Raw genomic sequence first — 13,767 nt, 5'->3', positions numbered from 1 at the left:
GCTGCGTGTCCGGCCCCACCGGGCCGGGCACGCCATTCTGACGGACCAACAACTGTCTGATTGTCAGCCGATAAGCGCCATCGCGCGCGGCAGGCGGTCTGCCAGCACATCCAGTTCCGGCGCTGGTGCACAGCTGATCCGGATACAGCGATCCAGCGGTGCAACACCCGGCATCCGGATGAACACGCCCTGCCCCTGCAGCGCTTGCACCAAGGCGCGGGAATATTCGCCATCCCGGCCTGTATCGACGGCGACGAAATTCGTGGCGGACGGCAAGGCGTGCATGCCGTTATCGGCGCCGATCTTGCCGATCCTGTCGCGCGCCGCTACCACGTTCGCCAGCACGTCCGCCAGCCATGCCTGATCGCGCAGCGCGGCCAGAGCGCCAACCTGCGCGATCCGGTTCACGCCAAAATGGTTGCGGATCCGGTCGAACCCGGCGATCAGATCGGGGTGACCGACCGCATATCCGATCCGCGCACCGGCCAGCCCGTAGGCCTTCGAAAACGTGCGCATCCGGATCACGCGCGGATCGTCGGAGGAAATCTGCGGCACGGCCTCGGCAGGCGCGAATTCGGCATAGGCCTCGTCCAGGACCAGCAGCGTGCCCTCGGGCAGTTCGTCCAGCATATCCTGGATCAGCTTGCCCGAATGCCAGCTTCCCATCGGATTGTCGGGGTTTGCCAGATAAACCAGCTTTGCGCCCGTCCGTCGCGCTTCGTGGACCAGCGCCTGCGGGTCTTCGGCATCATGGCGATAGGGCACCTTGTGCAGAACGCCACCGAAGCCCGCGACATGATAGTTGAAGGTCGGATAGGCCCCGTCCGAGGTGACGACCGCATCGCCCGGTCCGACCATCAGACGGACAAGATTGCCCAGAAGCCCGTCCACGCCTTCGCCCACCGTGATGTGGACCCCCGGCACGTCAAGATGCTCTGCCAGCGCCTCGACAAGCTGGTGACTGGTCGAATCGCCATATTGCCACAGCCTGGGCAGTTCGGCCTGCATCGCCTGAATCGCATGCGGACTGGGGCCGAAGCCGCTTTCGTTCGCGCCGATCCGCGCGTCGAAGACAGACCCGATCCTGCGTTGCAGTTCCTCGGGTCCGACAAAGGGAACGGTGGCGGGCAGCGCGGCGGGGATCGGGGCAAAGCGGGGACGTCTCATGGGCGCGATTCGTGGCCCATTTTCGCCCGCATCGCAAGCGTCAGTCCTTCGGATCCCCGCCCTGCCCGTCCAGCATCGCGCGGTCGTCGCGCAGTTCCAGCCAGATCGCGTTCACGACCGCCAGCAGCGCGGCCAGCGGCAGCCCCAACATCCATGCGAAATACCACATGCGCGGTTCCTTTCCTCAGTAGCTGTGCGTATCGGGGTTCGACACGTCGTCTTCCGTTACCTTGCCCCACAACACGCGATAGACCCACGCCGTGTAGATCAGGATCAGCGGCATGAAGATCGCCGTCGCGACCAGCATCACGAACAACGTCTGGTGCGAAGATGACGCGTCCCAGATGGTCAGCGAACTGTCGGGATTGGTGTTGGACGGCAACAGGAACGGATAGATCGTCAGACCCACCGACGAGATCATCCCGAAGACGGCCATCTTCGACCAGCCAAGCGGCGACAATTCTCCGCCGGATCGCAGGGCCCGGCCCGCCATCACCGTGCCGAGAAACCCCATGACAGGCGCGATCACGATCCATGGCCGGTCGCCATAGGCAGCCAGCCAGCTTCCCGAATGCGCGACCGCCGATGCCAGGGGGTTCGACGGGCCGTCATGGGGCGGTTCGGCCACGAAGGCGTATCCGTCGATGAAAAACGCCAGCCAAAGCCCGGCCAGCGCATATCCCGCCAGCACGACCTTGGATGCGATGCTGCCAAAGCGACGGGCGCGCGCGGCAATCGCCCCTTCGGTCTTCAACACGATCCAGCCCGCGCCATGCATGACCAGCATCGCCAGCGACACGATCCCGCAAAGCAGCGCGAAGGGGCGCAACAGGCCGAACAGCTTCCCGAACGCTCCGCCCTCATAGACCGAATGCAGATCAGGCGTCAGGTGAAACGGCACACCCAGAAGCACGTTGCCGACCGCCACGCCGAACAGCAGCGCGGGCACCGCACCGCCGAAGAACAATGCCCAGTCCCACCGGGCACGCCATGTCGGATCTTCCCGCTTGGACCGATACTTGAAGGCCACCGGACGAACGATGAACGCGCTGAGGATCAGGAACAGCGCAAGGTAGAACCCCGAGAAGCTGACGGCGTAAAGCGGCGGAAACGCCGCGAAGATCGCGCCGCCGCCAAGGATGAACCAGACCTGGTTGCCTTCCCAGACCGGTCCGACGGTGTTGATGACCACGCGGCGTTCGGTGTCGGTCTTCGCGACAAAGGGCAGCAGCGCGCCGGTGCCCATGTCGAAACCGTCGGTCAGCGCAAAGCCGATCAGCAGGACACCCAGAAGCAGCCACCAGATCAGGCGCAGATGCTCGAACGAGACAAGTTCATACAGGATCATGGCATCACTCCGCAGGCGCCAGACGGGCGCGGTGGGCGGTATTCCAGTCTTCGGTCAGTTGCACATCCTCGGTCGGACCCTTGCGGATGTATTTCAGCAGCAGCTTGACCTCGATCAGGAACAGCACGGTGTAGAAGGTCGCGAAGCCCGCGATGGTCAGCAGAAGCTCTGTCACCGACAGCGCGCTGACCGACAGCGCGGTGGGCAGGATGCCGTCCACCGTCCAGGGCTGGCGCCCGTATTCTGCGACGATCCAGCCCAGTTCTGCCGCGATCCACGGCGCCGGGATGATCAGCACCGCAAATCGCAGCGCCCAGACGGGATATCGCCCCCCCCGGAACGAGGACTGCACGAAGAAATAACCCATCGTGGCGATGAACAGGAAACCCAGCCCGACCATGATGCGGAACGCCCAGAAGATCGGCCAGACATGCGGGATCGTGTCCTCGGCCGCCTGGGCGATCTGCGCATCGGTCGCCTCGCGCGGATCATCCAGATAGCGGCGCAGCAGCAGCGCATAGCCCAGATCATCGGAATGGTCCTCGAAGCTCTGCATCACCGCGCGGTCGGTGGCCTCGCGGTCCTGCTGGATGGTCATCAGCGCATCATAGGCGATCAGCCCGGACCGGACGCGGCGTTCCGCCTCTTCCTCAAGCTGGTTGATGCCGGGTATCTCTTCGGTCAGCGACCGGGTGCCGATCAGTCCCATGACATAGGGCACATGCAGGGCCCATTTGGTCTCGCGCGCCTGCTGGTCGGGGATACCTACCAGCGTGAACGGCGCGGGGGCGGGCTCGGTCTCCCACATGGCCTCGATGGCTGCCAGCTTCATCTTCTGGTTCAGCCCGGCATCATAGCCGGATTCGTCGCCCAGCACGACGACCGACAACGCCGCCGCCAGCCCGAAGCTGGAGGCCACCGCGATCGAGCGGCGGGCCAGCCCGACATGACGCCCCTTCAGCAGGAACCACGCCGACACGCCCAGCACGAAGACCGAGGCGGTGACATAACCGGCGCTGACGGTGTGGACGAATTTCGCCTGCGCGACGGTGTTGAACATCACCTCGAAGAAGCTGGTCATCTCCATGCGCATGGTCAGCGGATTGAATTCGGCGCCGACCGGGTTCTGCATCCAGCCATTCGCGATCAGGATCCACAGCGCCGAGAAGTTCGACCCGAAGGCGACCAGCCAGGCGACGACCAGATGCCCGACCTTCGACAGACGGTCCCAGCCGAAGAACCACAGGCCCACGAATGTGGCCTCCAGGAAGAACGCCATCAGCCCCTCGATCGCCAGCGGGGCGCCGAAGACATCGCCGACATAATGGCTGTAATAGGACCAGTTCATGCCGAACTGGAATTCCATCACCACGCCCGTCGCGACGCCCATGGCGAAGTTGATCCCGAACAGCGTTCCCCAGAACTTGGTCATCTGACGCCAGATCGGGCGGTCGGTCATGACATAGACCGTCTCCATGATCGCCACCAGGATCGACAGGCCAAGCGTCAGAGGAACGAACAGAAAATGGTACAATGCGGTCATGGCGAATTGCAGCCGCGACAGCTCGACGACACCGATATCCATGGGCGCGATCCTTGTTTTCGATATCCCGATCATAGCAAGGCGCGCAGCCGATCCCAAGCGTCGGACCGCGTGGCAGGCTGTCGCTGCGACCGCATGTCGCATTCAATGATTTGAATTTATCAAACCACCCATGCAGCCCGCAAAAAGCTTGATGCAATGGGACCACGAATTTCACTATCGCAGCCAACTGTCAGACAGGTCGGAATCCCAAGCCCATGTCCTCTGCCCGGCCTGCAACCCAGCGGCGCGGGGCGATTCGGTGATGCGGCGCGCGTCTAGAACGCGCGGAAGGTCATGGTGGTCAGCGTGCGGCTGATATGGGGGATGTCGAACAGGCGATCCGACAGGAACCTTCCGACATCCTCATCCTCGGGAATATAGACCTTGGCCAGCAGGTCGTAATCGCCCGAGGTCGAATAAAGCTCGCTGACGATCTCGCGATCATAGATCGCTTCGGCGACCTCGTAGGTCCGGCCGGGCTCGCAGCGGAACTGGACAAAGACGGGGCGCATCGCGGTCTCCTGCTGGTCGTGTCGGGCCGCAGGTTAGACCGCGGGCGGCTGCGCGGTCCAGTCCCCGCGACGCCAGCCGCGCCAGAACCGGATCAGCAGCAGGACCGCCGCGACCGACAGCCCGGCGACCAGCCCCAGCCACAGGCCGGGCGCGCCGAATCCCAGCGGAAAGGCCAGGCCCCAGGCGATCGGCATGCCGACCACCCAATAGCTGAAACCGGCGATCCACATCGGCACCCGCGTGTCATGCACCCCGCGCAGCAGCCCCAGCGCCACCACCTGCAGCGCATCGGTCAGCTGGAACAGCGCGGCATAGAACAGCAGCATCGCGCCGATCGCCACGATGACCGGCGTCTCGGGATCGGCCGGGTCCAGATACATCCGCACCAGCGCGTCGGGAAAGATCAGATACAGCGCAACGGCCAGAACCGCGAACCCCATCGACAGCGCCGTGACCGTCACCCCGGCATCGCGCATCCATGCGGCATCGCCGCGCCCCTTTGCCTGCCCGATCCGCACCGTCGCGGCGTTGGACAGCCCAAGATGCGCCATGAAGGTGATCGATGCGATCTGTATCGCAATGCCATGCGCGGCCAGTTCCTTGGTCCCGATCCAGCCCATCATCACGTTCGAGGCGACAAACAGCCCGCCCTCGGCCAGCATGGTGACGCCGATCGGCAGGCCCAGACGGAAGATCGCCCAGAATGCCGGCCAGTCGGGCCGCCAGAACCGCTGGAACAGGTTGTATTTGCGGGCCACGGGCAACCACGCCGCATAGCCCACCAGCATCAGCAATTGCGTCACCTGCACCGACAGGCTGGCGATGGCCGCGCCGCGCACACCCAGTTCGGGCGCACCCAGATTGCCGAAGATGAACACCCAGTTCATTGCCACGTTCAGCGGCAGGCCGGCCAGCGTCACCCACATCACCACCTGCGTCCGCTCCAGCGCCGCGAGGTAGGAATTCAGCGTCAGCCCGGCCAGCATCGGCAACAGGCCCCAGCCGGCGATCCGCAGATAGTCCTGCGACATCTCGGAAATCAGCGGCGTCTGTCCCAGCGCCAGCAGGATCGGCTCGGCAAACCACATCGGCGGCATCACCAGAAGCGAGAAGATGCCCGACAGCCACAGCGCCATGCGGGTGCCGCGCCGCACCTCGGTCTCGTCGCCGCGGGCAATGCTGGTGGCGATCAGCCCCATCACGCCGGTGCCGAATCCCATGCCAAGGAAGAACAGGATGATCAGGAACGAGGTCGCGATGACCAGCGCGGCCAGTTCCTCGACCCCGTACCAGCCGATCATCACCGTATCGCTGACACCGATGGCCATGCGCGCCAGATGGCTGCCGATCAACGGCAGACCCAGCGACAATGTCGCCACGACATGAGGGCGATAGCGTGACCAGAACATCCCGATCCCATATCCGGGCCACGGTGAACGGGCAATCACCAGATTTGCACGACATGCAGGAATCTGCCTGTCGCGTTCATTGACAATCCGACGCGTCCCTGGCGCCGCGCCGAACCGCCCTGCCCGCTTGCCGCGTGATGCGCCATCTGCGATAGAAGGCGCGTCCCGATCCTGCCAGAGGCCGCCCATGACATTTCGCGCCCGCCACCTTCTGGGCATCGACCATCTCGCGCCCTCGGACATCGTGCAGCTTCTTGATCTGGCCGAGGAATATGTGGCGCTGAACCGCCGCACCGTGAAACATTCCGACGCGCTGGCCGGGATGACCCAGATCAACATGTTCTTCGAGAACTCGACCCGCACCCAGGCCAGTTTCGAACTGGCGGGCAAGCGGCTTGGGGCCGACGTGATGAACATGGCCGTCGCACAATCTTCGGTGAAGAAGGGCGAGACGCTGATCGACACCGCCCTGACCCTGAACGCCATGCAGCCCGACCTGCTGGTGGTGCGCCACCAGAACTCTGGCGCGGTGAACCTGCTGGCGGAAAAGGTGAACTGCGCGGTCATCAACGCCGGCGACGGACGCCATGAACATCCCACCCAGGCACTGCTGGACGCGCTGACGATCCGCCGCGCCAAGGGCCGGTTGCAGCGCCTGACCGTGGCGATCTGCGGCGACATCGCCAACAGCCGGGTGGCGCGGTCGAACCTGATCCTTCTGGGCAAGATGGAAAACCGCATCCGCCTGATCGGCCCGGCGACGCTGATGCCCGCTGAGGCCGCCGAGATGGGTGTCGAGGTCTTCCAGGACATGCGCGCCGGTCTGGCCGGCGCCGATGTGGTGATGATGCTGCGGCTGCAGAAGGAACGGATGGATGGCGGCTTCATCCCGTCCGAGCGGGAATACTATCACCGCTGGGGACTTGACGCCGAGAAACTGGCCTTGGCCGCCGAGGATGCCATCGTCATGCATCCCGGCCCGATGAATCGCGGCGTCGAGATCGACGGCACCATCGCCGACGACATCAACAGATCCGTCATTCAGGATCAGGTCGAAATGGGCGTCGCGGTGCGCATGGCCGCGCTGGATCTTCTGGCCCGGAACCTGCGCGCCGAACGGGGCCGCGCGGCGGCGGGGGTGATGGTTTGAGTTCGACCCTCTTCTCCAACGCCCGGCTGATCGATCCGCAGGCACAGACCGACCGGATAGGCAGCCTGCTGGTCCGCGACGGGCGCATCGACGGCGTCGGGGCCGCTGACGAGGCCGCGCCGGAAGGCGCGACCGTGATCGACTGTCAGGAGCGCGCGCTGGCGCCGGGGCTGGTCGATTGGGGCGTCAAGATCGGCGAACCGGGCGAGCGTCACAAGGAAAGTTTCCGCAGCGCCGGGCTGGCCGCCGCCGCCGGCGGTGTGACCACGATCATCGCCCGGCCTGACACGATGCCGCCGATCGATACGCCGGAATCGCTGGAATTCGTCACCCGTCGGGCGGCCGATGCGCCGGTCAACATCCATCACATGGCCGCGCTGACCAAGGACCGCGCGGGCCGCGAGATGGTCGAGATCGGGTTCCTGACCGATCTGGGCGCGGTCGCCTTTACCGACGGGGTGCGCGTCGTCAACGATACGCGGGTGCTGTCGCGCGCGATGACCTATGCGCGCGGGCTGGATGCGCTGATCGTCGGCCATCCGCAGGATGCGAGCCTGTCCAGGGGCAGCGCGGCGACCAGCGGGAAATTCGCCTCGCTCTACGGTATCCCGGCGGTGTCGCCCGTGGCCGAGGTGATGGGGCTGGACCGCGATCTGTCGCTGGTCGCCATGACCCGCTGCCGCTGGCATGCCGACCAGATCACCACGGCGGGGGCACTGCCCTCACTGACCCGTGCGCGGCAGGCCGGGCTGGATGTCAGCGCCGGAATCTCGATCCACCACCTGACGCTGAACGAATTCGATGTGGGCGACTACCGGACCTTCTTCCGCTTCACTCCGCCCCTGCGGTCGGAAGAGGACCGGCAGGCGATGGTGCAGGCGGTGGCCGAGGGGCAGATCGACGTGATCGCCAGTTTCCACACTCCGCAGGACGAGGAATCCAAGCGCCTGCCCTTCGAGGCTGCCGCCCCCGGCGCAGTCGGCCTGCAAACACTGCTGCCTGCCGCGATGCGGCTGTATCATCAGGGCGGGCTGTCCCTGCCGCAATTGTGGCGGGCCATGTCGCTGAACCCGGCCCGCCGGCTGGGGCTGGACGCGGGCCGGATCGATCGTGGCGCACCCGCCGATCTGGTGCTGTTCGATCCCGACGCCCCCTTCGTTCTGGACCGCTTCAAGCTGCTGTCGAAATCGAAGAACACGCCCTTCGACGGCGCAAGGCTGGAAGGTCGGGTGCTGGGCACATGGGTCGCGGGGCGCCGCGTTTTCGGAGGTGACGCATGAGCCTGATCCTGTGGACCGTGCTGGGGTATCTTCTGGGGTCGATCCCGTTCGGCATCGTTATCGCCCGCGCGCTGGGGCTGGGCGATCTGCGCAAGATCGGGTCCGGCAATATCGGTGCGACCAATGTCCTGCGCACCGGCAACAAGCCCGCCGCGCTTGCCACGCTGCTGCTGGATTCCGGCAAGGGCGCCATCGCGGTGCTGCTGGCGCGCCATTTCGCCGGCGAGACGGCGGCGATCATGGCCGGCGGCGCGGCATTTCTGGGCCACTGCTTTCCGGTCTGGCTGGGCTTCAAGGGCGGCAAGGGCGTCGCGACCTTTCTTGGAACGCTGATCGCGCTTAACTGGCCCCTTGGGCTGATCGCCTGCGGGATCTGGCTGCTGACGGCACTGGTCAGCCGGATCAGTTCCCTGTCGGCCCTGATGGCTGCCGCCTTGTCGCCGGTCTTCGCCTGGGCGCTGGGACGGACCGACCTGATCCTTGTGTGCCTGTTCATGGCCGCGCTGATCTTTCTGCGCCATAAGGCCAACATCGCCCGGCTGATGGACGGCAGCGAACCGCGGATCGGCAAGAAGGGCTAGCGTTCGGCGACCAGCTTGCGTCCGGACGGGCGCGCCGGACGCGCAGGCGCGGCCACCGGATCCTGTTCGGACTCGGGCTGCTGCGCCACCTCGCGCAGCGCGCTTGCCGAGAACGGGCGCGCGCCGCCCGACACAGATGCGGCCACAGGGCCAGCCACCGGCGCAGCACCCCCCGGCTGGGACGCAAGACGCCGCAGCGCATCGGTTCCCCGCCGTGCCGAAATCGCGATCGAGATCAGCGCCATGCACGCCCCGGCCAACAGCAGCAGTGCGACAAGCCCAAGCAACCCGACAAAGACCGGCAGCGGTGGCACGCCTTCCGCCTGCCGCACCAGCGTCACCACCGTCGCGCCCAGACCGACCACCCCGACCACGAAGACAGCCGCCACCAGCCGCTGGGTCCACACCATCAGATCCGCCCGCATCACACCCTCGCCTTTTCTTGCCTTTCGACTCGGGTGCCACCGGACGGGGCGCATTTCAAGACTGCAGCGGGCGTGCCCCTGTCACCTTGTCGTGCGCGGATCAAGGCCGGTCGGCCAAACGTTCGATCGCTTCGGCGGTCCGACGGGTGTTGTTGTAGATGCCCAGCCCCAGATAGATCATGCCGCCCAACAGGATCATGTAGATCGTTCCGCCGATCAGCACGGCCAGCCCCTGCAGGATACCGCCCTGCGGGCTGAACATCGCGGCGATGGCGCCGATCAGGACGCCGATCGCGCCCAGGATCACCACGACATTGACGATCCGTTCCATCCAGACAATGAAGAAATCACGCATTGAAAACGCTCCGCTTGGTTGAAATCGCGGGACGCTTGGCACGCCGACAGGGGCGAGGCAAGATCAGTAGGAATATTCGGCGTAGATCCGGTTCAGATCGCCCTGCCATTCGCCGCGATATTTTTCCAGCAGCTCGTCGGCGGGCACCTTGCCGCTGTCGATGCTTTCCTTCAGCGCATTCAGGAAATGCGTCTCATCGGGGACAAGCCCACCGGCGCCGGGACACGCGCGGGCCTTCAACCCGGCCTCGGCGATGTCCAGAACGTGGCGCGCCAGATCGTGCATCCGGATGCCATTTGCCTCGCCCTGCAAGGCATCGCGTCCGGCCGCGCGGCGCAGCCCTTCGCGCGTCTCGTGGTCCCAGTCCTTGACCAGATCCCAGGCAGCATCCAGCGCGGTCTGGTCATAGGTCAGGCCGACCCACAGGGCCGGCAGCGCGCACAGACGCCGCCACGGCCCGCCATCAGCACCGCGCATCTCGATGAATTTCTTGACACGCGCCTCGGGGAACACGGTGGTCAGGTGATCCGCCCAGTCCGACAGGGTCGGGACCTGGCCTGGCAGCGCGGGCAGTTCGCCCTTCAGGAAATCGCGGAAGGATTGTCCCAACGCGTCGATATACTTGCCGTCGCGATAGACAAAATACATCGGTACATCAAGAACATAGTCAACCCACGCCTCGTAGCCGAAGCCATCTTCGAAGACAAAGGGCAGCATGCCGGTGCGCGCGTCGTCCAGATTCTGCCAGATATGCGCGCGCCAGCTTTTCATGCCGTTCGGCTTGCCATCAAGGAAGGGTGAATTGGCGAACAGCGCATTCGCCACCGGCTGCAAGGCCAGCGCGACCCGCAGCTTCTTGACCATGTCGGCCTCGGACGCGAAATCCAGATTCACCTGCACCGTGCAGGTGCGATACATCATCTGCGTTCCCAGCGTGCCGACACGCCCCATGTAATCGGTCATCAGCCGATAGCGCCCCTTGGGCATCATCGGCATCTGATCCTGCGTCCAGATCGGCGCGGCCCCCAGCCCGATGAACCCCGCGCCGATCCGGTCGGCGACGGCCTTGACCTCGGCCAGATGGCTGTTCACCTCGTCACAGGTCTGGTGGATGTTCTCCAGCGGCGCGCCGGACAGTTCCAACTGCCCGCCCGGCTCAAGGCTGACATTCGCACCGTCGCGTTCCAGACCGATGATATTGCCCTGCTCCAGCACCGGCGCCCAGCCAAAGCGTTCCTGCAGGCCGGTCAGCATCGCCTTGATCGAACAGTCGCCCTCGTAGGGCAACGGCAGATTCTGCGCGTGGCAATAGCCGAATTTCTCGTGCTCGGTGCCGATCCGCCACGCCTCGCGCGGCTTTTCACCGGCGGCGATATAGGCGGCAAGCTGGTCGCGGCTTTCGATGGGGCCTCCGCCCTGCTGGGGAATCGACATGGCTGAGGCCTCTTTGGGGTTTCAAGTCGGTCACAGGTGGCAACAGGCGCGGTCCAAGTCAACCCGCCTCAGACCGGCCTCCGCCAAACGGTGCGCACCGCATCGGGCTGATCGGCGACATGCGCGAGCGCGGCAGAGACCGCGCCCATGTCCAGACCGGGCAATGCCGCGAAGCCATGCGCCAGCGCATCGGCCCCCGCCGCGTCGACCGGGATCAGCAATGCCTCGCCCGCGCGGCTGCGCAGACGCCAGTGACCATGGCCGCGCAATCGCAGCAGCCGGATTTCGACCAGATCGCGCAGGGCGATCTCGCCGCCAAGCGAGGCCGCACCGTAGTAACGCACCGCGCCTTCGACCAGCTCGACCACGCCGGGGGCGTCGATCGGTCGCTGGAACGGCAACCGCCGCCACGCGCCGACCAGCAGCGCAGCCCCGACCAGCAGAACCGCAGCGCCAAGCGCGCCCAGAAACCAGCCGCCGCGCAGCGCCAGCCAAAGCCCGGCCGCGCAGACCGCCAGCGCGACCAGCGCCTCGGCGCGGCGACTGACCCAGTTGCGGATCTCGGGACGGATCAGGGGGACCATCGGCAATGCTCCTTCAGGGGCGGTTCGCAGAACCTAATATCGCGCCCCAGGGCTTTCGAGATCAAATCCGACGGCCCCGAGCCTCACGGCCCCGAACCTCACGGCATCGGGCACGATACGCGCCAAGATGTGATCGGGTTCGGCTGGACGGCTGATACCCGCCGATAAAAGCCTGACGGATCAACCGGTTTCGGCGAGGATCTGCGCCGATTACCCGCCCTGCGCAATCGCTTGAACTCTTGCCCGACGCCCCGTGTTAATCCCCCGAGCGCGTCGGATGGCGCGCCTGATTGACGGAAAAACAGGAGTTTTCACATGTTCCGCCATATCGCCTTTGCTCTGGGCCTCGGCCTGACCGCCACCACCGCCGTCGCGCAAGAGCAGCAGGCCCCAAACCCCGCCGCGCTGGATCAGGCGGCCACCTACGAGGCCGCACGCAACCAGTTGGGACTGCTGAAGTTCTGCCAGCAGCAGGGTTTCTCGGGCGGTGAAGCCGTCGCTGCACAGGAAAAGATGGTCGGCATGCTGCCCCAAGGCGACTCCGACGCGGGCGCTGCCGCCGAAGCGAAGGGCGCGGAAGGCACGGTCTCGGTCGCCGGATCGCAGGTCACGCTGCAGGACGCCGCCAGCCAGCAGGGCAGCAATGTCGAGGAACAGTGCCGCCAGATCGAAGCCGCGGTGAACCAGGTCGCCGAACAGCTGCCGGCCGGCTGATCGGGGATCAGGGGTCACGAATGGCGCTGTTCAAAAACAGCGATCCGAATAAAAAAGCCCGGCGGTAACGCCGGGCTTTCGCGTGTGGGGCCGGGTCGCGATCAGTTGCGCGACCGGTCCACCATCTTGCCCTTGGAAATCCACGGCATCATCTCGCGCAGCTTTGCGCCGACCTGTTCGATCTGGTGTTCGTCGTTGATGCGGCGTGTGGCCTTGAACGACGGCTGACCGACGGCGTTTTCCTGCATGAAATCACGCACGAACTTGCCGGTCTGGATGTCGCGCAGCACGGCCTTCATGCGGGCCTTGGTCTCGTCATAGGGCAGGATCCGCGGGCCGCTGACATATTCGCCGTACTCGGCGGTGTTGCTGATCGAATAGTTCATGTTGGCGATGCCGCCTTCATAGATCAGGTCCACGATCAGCTTCACTTCGTGCAGGCATTCGAAATAGGCCATTTCCGGCTCGTAGCCGGCCTCGACCAGGGTCTCGAAGCCCATGCGGATCAGTTCGACCAGACCGCCGCACAGCACCGCCTGTTCGCCGAACAGGTCGGTCTCGCATTCCTCGCGGAAATTGGTTTCGATGATGCCCGAACGCCCGCCACCGATGGCCGAGCAGTAGGACAGGCCCAGATCCATGGCCTTGCCGCTGGCATCCTGATGCACGGCGACCAGGCAGGGCACGCCGCCGCCCTTGACGTATTCGCCGCGGACGGTGTGGCCGGGCCCCTTGGGCGCCATCATGATGACATCGACGCCGGGCTTGGGTTCGATCAGGCCGAAATGCACGTTCAGGCCGTGGGCGAAAGCGATCGCCGCGCCGTCACGCAGATTGTCATGGACGTATTTCTTGTAGGTTTCGGCCTGCAGTTCGTCCGGCATGGTGAACATGATCAGGTCGCACCAGGCGGCGGCCTCGGCGATGCCCATGACCTTCAGGCCCTCGGCTTCGGCCTTCGCGGCCGATGCGCTGCCCTCGCGCAGGGCGACGACGACGTTCTTGGCGCCCGAATCGCGCAGGTTCAGCGCATGGGCATGGCCCTGGCTGCCATAGCCCAGAATCGCGACCTTCTTGTCCTTGATCAGGTTCACGTCGCAATCGCGATCATAGTAAACGCGCATGATGGTTCCTTTCCTCTGCAATTGTCCGTCGTTCTAACGGTGTCGCGACGTTGCGGATGTTCAATCTTCGCGGAATATGCAAGATATTTGCGACACTC

The 13,767-nt window shown here is 65.1% G+C and carries 15 protein-coding genes; 4 read left to right on the top strand and 11 right to left on the bottom strand.

The genetic code is table 11. From position 1 onward, the window contains the following. Nucleotides 1-63: 63 nt before the first annotated feature. The 6 genes from J7359_RS06330 to J7359_RS06305 form a co-directional block, all read right to left on the bottom strand. The gene (locus tag J7359_RS06330) at nt 64-1,167 is read right to left on the bottom strand and encodes a pyridoxal phosphate-dependent aminotransferase (RefSeq protein WP_209055738.1); all 1,104 of its coding nucleotides are present in this window, start codon (nt 1,165-1,167) and stop codon (nt 64-66) included. A gap of 40 nt (nt 1,168-1,207) precedes the next feature. Further along, nucleotides 1,208-1,336 (bottom strand): cytochrome bd-I oxidase subunit CydX, encoded by a 129-nt coding sequence (gene cydX / locus J7359_RS06325; protein WP_209055736.1) that lies wholly within the window; start codon nt 1,334-1,336, stop codon nt 1,208-1,210. Nucleotides 1,337-1,351: 15 nt separating this feature from the next. Beyond that, nucleotides 1,352-2,515, bottom strand: coding sequence for a cytochrome d ubiquinol oxidase subunit II (gene cydB / locus J7359_RS06320; RefSeq protein ID WP_209055734.1), 1,164 nt, complete (start codon nt 2,513-2,515; stop codon nt 1,352-1,354). 4 nt (nt 2,516-2,519) lie between these two features. Then, nucleotides 2,520-4,100 carry a cytochrome ubiquinol oxidase subunit I gene (locus J7359_RS06315; protein ID WP_209055732.1) on the bottom strand — a complete coding sequence of 527 codons (1,581 nt, stop codon included), beginning with the start codon at nt 4,098-4,100 and terminating at the stop codon, nt 2,520-2,522. Nucleotides 4,101-4,375: 275 nt separating this feature from the next. Continuing rightward, nucleotides 4,376-4,612, bottom strand: coding sequence for an Lrp/AsnC ligand binding domain-containing protein (locus J7359_RS06310; RefSeq protein ID WP_209055730.1), 237 nt, complete (start codon nt 4,610-4,612; stop codon nt 4,376-4,378). Nucleotides 4,613-4,645: 33 nt separating this feature from the next. Continuing rightward, nucleotides 4,646-6,022: an MATE family efflux transporter gene (locus tag J7359_RS06305; RefSeq protein ID WP_209055728.1), complete on the bottom strand. Its 1,377-nt coding sequence runs from the start codon at nt 6,020-6,022 to the stop codon at nt 4,646-4,648. A gap of 187 nt (nt 6,023-6,209) precedes the next feature. Here J7359_RS06305 and J7359_RS06300 point away from each other — a divergent pair, with 187 nt between their 5' ends. The 3 genes from J7359_RS06300 to plsY are packed head-to-tail and all read left to right on the top strand — an operon-like array spanning nt 6,210 to nt 9,033. Further along, complete coding sequence (locus J7359_RS06300) at nt 6,210-7,172, top strand: aspartate carbamoyltransferase catalytic subunit (protein ID WP_209055726.1); 963 nt, start codon at nt 6,210-6,212, stop codon at nt 7,170-7,172. Further along, entirely contained in the window at nt 7,169-8,452 is a 1,284-nt protein-coding gene (gene pyrC / locus J7359_RS06295; protein ID WP_209055724.1) for a dihydroorotase, read from the top strand. The genes J7359_RS06300 and pyrC overlap by 4 nt, the downstream gene beginning before the upstream one ends. Further along, on the top strand, nt 8,449-9,033 hold the full coding sequence (gene plsY / locus J7359_RS06290) for a glycerol-3-phosphate 1-O-acyltransferase PlsY (RefSeq protein ID WP_209055722.1): 585 nt from the start codon (nt 8,449-8,451) through the stop codon (nt 9,031-9,033). The genes pyrC and plsY overlap by 4 nt, the downstream gene beginning before the upstream one ends. On the opposite strand, the gene J7359_RS06285 is transcribed toward plsY, so the two are convergent. The 4 genes from J7359_RS06285 to J7359_RS06270 form a co-directional block, all read right to left on the bottom strand. After that, the gene (locus tag J7359_RS06285; protein ID WP_209055720.1) at nt 9,030-9,458 is read right to left on the bottom strand and encodes a hypothetical protein; all 429 of its coding nucleotides are present in this window, start codon (nt 9,456-9,458) and stop codon (nt 9,030-9,032) included. The two genes, plsY and J7359_RS06285, sit on opposite strands and share 4 nt — an antisense overlap. A gap of 100 nt (nt 9,459-9,558) precedes the next feature. Then, nucleotides 9,559-9,813, bottom strand: a complete 255-nt coding sequence (locus J7359_RS06280) for a hypothetical protein (RefSeq protein ID WP_209055719.1) — start codon at nt 9,811-9,813, stop codon at nt 9,559-9,561. Nucleotides 9,814-9,876: 63 nt separating this feature from the next. Continuing rightward, nucleotides 9,877-11,247, bottom strand: a complete 1,371-nt coding sequence (locus J7359_RS06275) for a glutamate--cysteine ligase (protein ID WP_209055717.1) — start codon at nt 11,245-11,247, stop codon at nt 9,877-9,879. A gap of 68 nt (nt 11,248-11,315) precedes the next feature. Continuing rightward, a complete protein-coding gene (locus J7359_RS06270; RefSeq protein WP_209055715.1) occupies nt 11,316-11,831 on the bottom strand; it encodes a hypothetical protein in 516 nt (171 codons plus the stop codon). Between the two features lie 315 nt (nt 11,832-12,146). Here J7359_RS06270 and J7359_RS06265 point away from each other — a divergent pair, with 315 nt between their 5' ends. Continuing rightward, on the top strand, nt 12,147-12,545 hold the full coding sequence (locus tag J7359_RS06265) for a pore-forming ESAT-6 family protein (RefSeq protein ID WP_209055713.1): 399 nt from the start codon (nt 12,147-12,149) through the stop codon (nt 12,543-12,545). Nucleotides 12,546-12,646: 101 nt separating this feature from the next. Here J7359_RS06265 and ilvC read toward each other — a convergent pair whose 3' ends face one another. Next, on the bottom strand, nt 12,647-13,669 hold the full coding sequence (gene ilvC, locus J7359_RS06260) for a ketol-acid reductoisomerase (protein WP_209055711.1): 1,023 nt from the start codon (nt 13,667-13,669) through the stop codon (nt 12,647-12,649). Nucleotides 13,670-13,767 lie beyond the last annotated feature (98 nt).

The organism is Paracoccus sp. R12_2, assembly GCF_017744015.1.
GTDB lineage: Bacteria > Pseudomonadota > Alphaproteobacteria > Rhodobacterales > Rhodobacteraceae > Paracoccus.
This window is presented reverse-complemented; position numbering and strand designations above follow the sequence as displayed.

Bases quoted from the DNA above. Each gene is read 5' to 3' on its own strand.
- J7359_RS06330 (WP_209055738.1), bottom strand. From the start codon at position 1,167: ATGAGACGTCCCCGCTTTGCCCCGATCCCCGCCGCGCTGCCCGCCACC.
- cydX (WP_209055736.1), bottom strand. From the start codon at position 1,336: ATGTGGTATTTCGCATGGATGTTGGGGCTGCCGCTGGCCGCGCTGCTG.
- cydB (WP_209055734.1), bottom strand. From the start codon at position 2,515: ATGATCCTGTATGAACTTGTCTCGTTCGAGCATCTGCGCCTGATCTGG.
- J7359_RS06315 (WP_209055732.1), bottom strand. From the start codon at position 4,100: ATGGATATCGGTGTCGTCGAGCTGTCGCGGCTGCAATTCGCCATGACC.
- J7359_RS06310 (WP_209055730.1), bottom strand. From the start codon at position 4,612: ATGCGCCCCGTCTTTGTCCAGTTCCGCTGCGAGCCCGGCCGGACCTAC.
- J7359_RS06305 (WP_209055728.1), bottom strand. From the start codon at position 6,022: ATGTTCTGGTCACGCTATCGCCCTCATGTCGTGGCGACATTGTCGCTG.
- J7359_RS06300 (WP_209055726.1), top strand. From the start codon at position 6,210: ATGACATTTCGCGCCCGCCACCTTCTGGGCATCGACCATCTCGCGCCC.
- plsY (WP_209055722.1), top strand. From the start codon at position 8,449: ATGAGCCTGATCCTGTGGACCGTGCTGGGGTATCTTCTGGGGTCGATC.
- J7359_RS06285 (WP_209055720.1), bottom strand. From the start codon at position 9,458: ATGCGGGCGGATCTGATGGTGTGGACCCAGCGGCTGGTGGCGGCTGTC.
- J7359_RS06280 (WP_209055719.1), bottom strand. From the start codon at position 9,813: ATGCGTGATTTCTTCATTGTCTGGATGGAACGGATCGTCAATGTCGTG.
- J7359_RS06275 (WP_209055717.1), bottom strand. From the start codon at position 11,247: ATGTCGATTCCCCAGCAGGGCGGAGGCCCCATCGAAAGCCGCGACCAG.
- J7359_RS06270 (WP_209055715.1), bottom strand. From the start codon at position 11,831: ATGGTCCCCCTGATCCGTCCCGAGATCCGCAACTGGGTCAGTCGCCGC.
- J7359_RS06265 (WP_209055713.1), top strand. From the start codon at position 12,147: ATGTTCCGCCATATCGCCTTTGCTCTGGGCCTCGGCCTGACCGCCACC.
- ilvC (WP_209055711.1), bottom strand. From the start codon at position 13,669: ATGCGCGTTTACTATGATCGCGATTGCGACGTGAACCTGATCAAGGAC.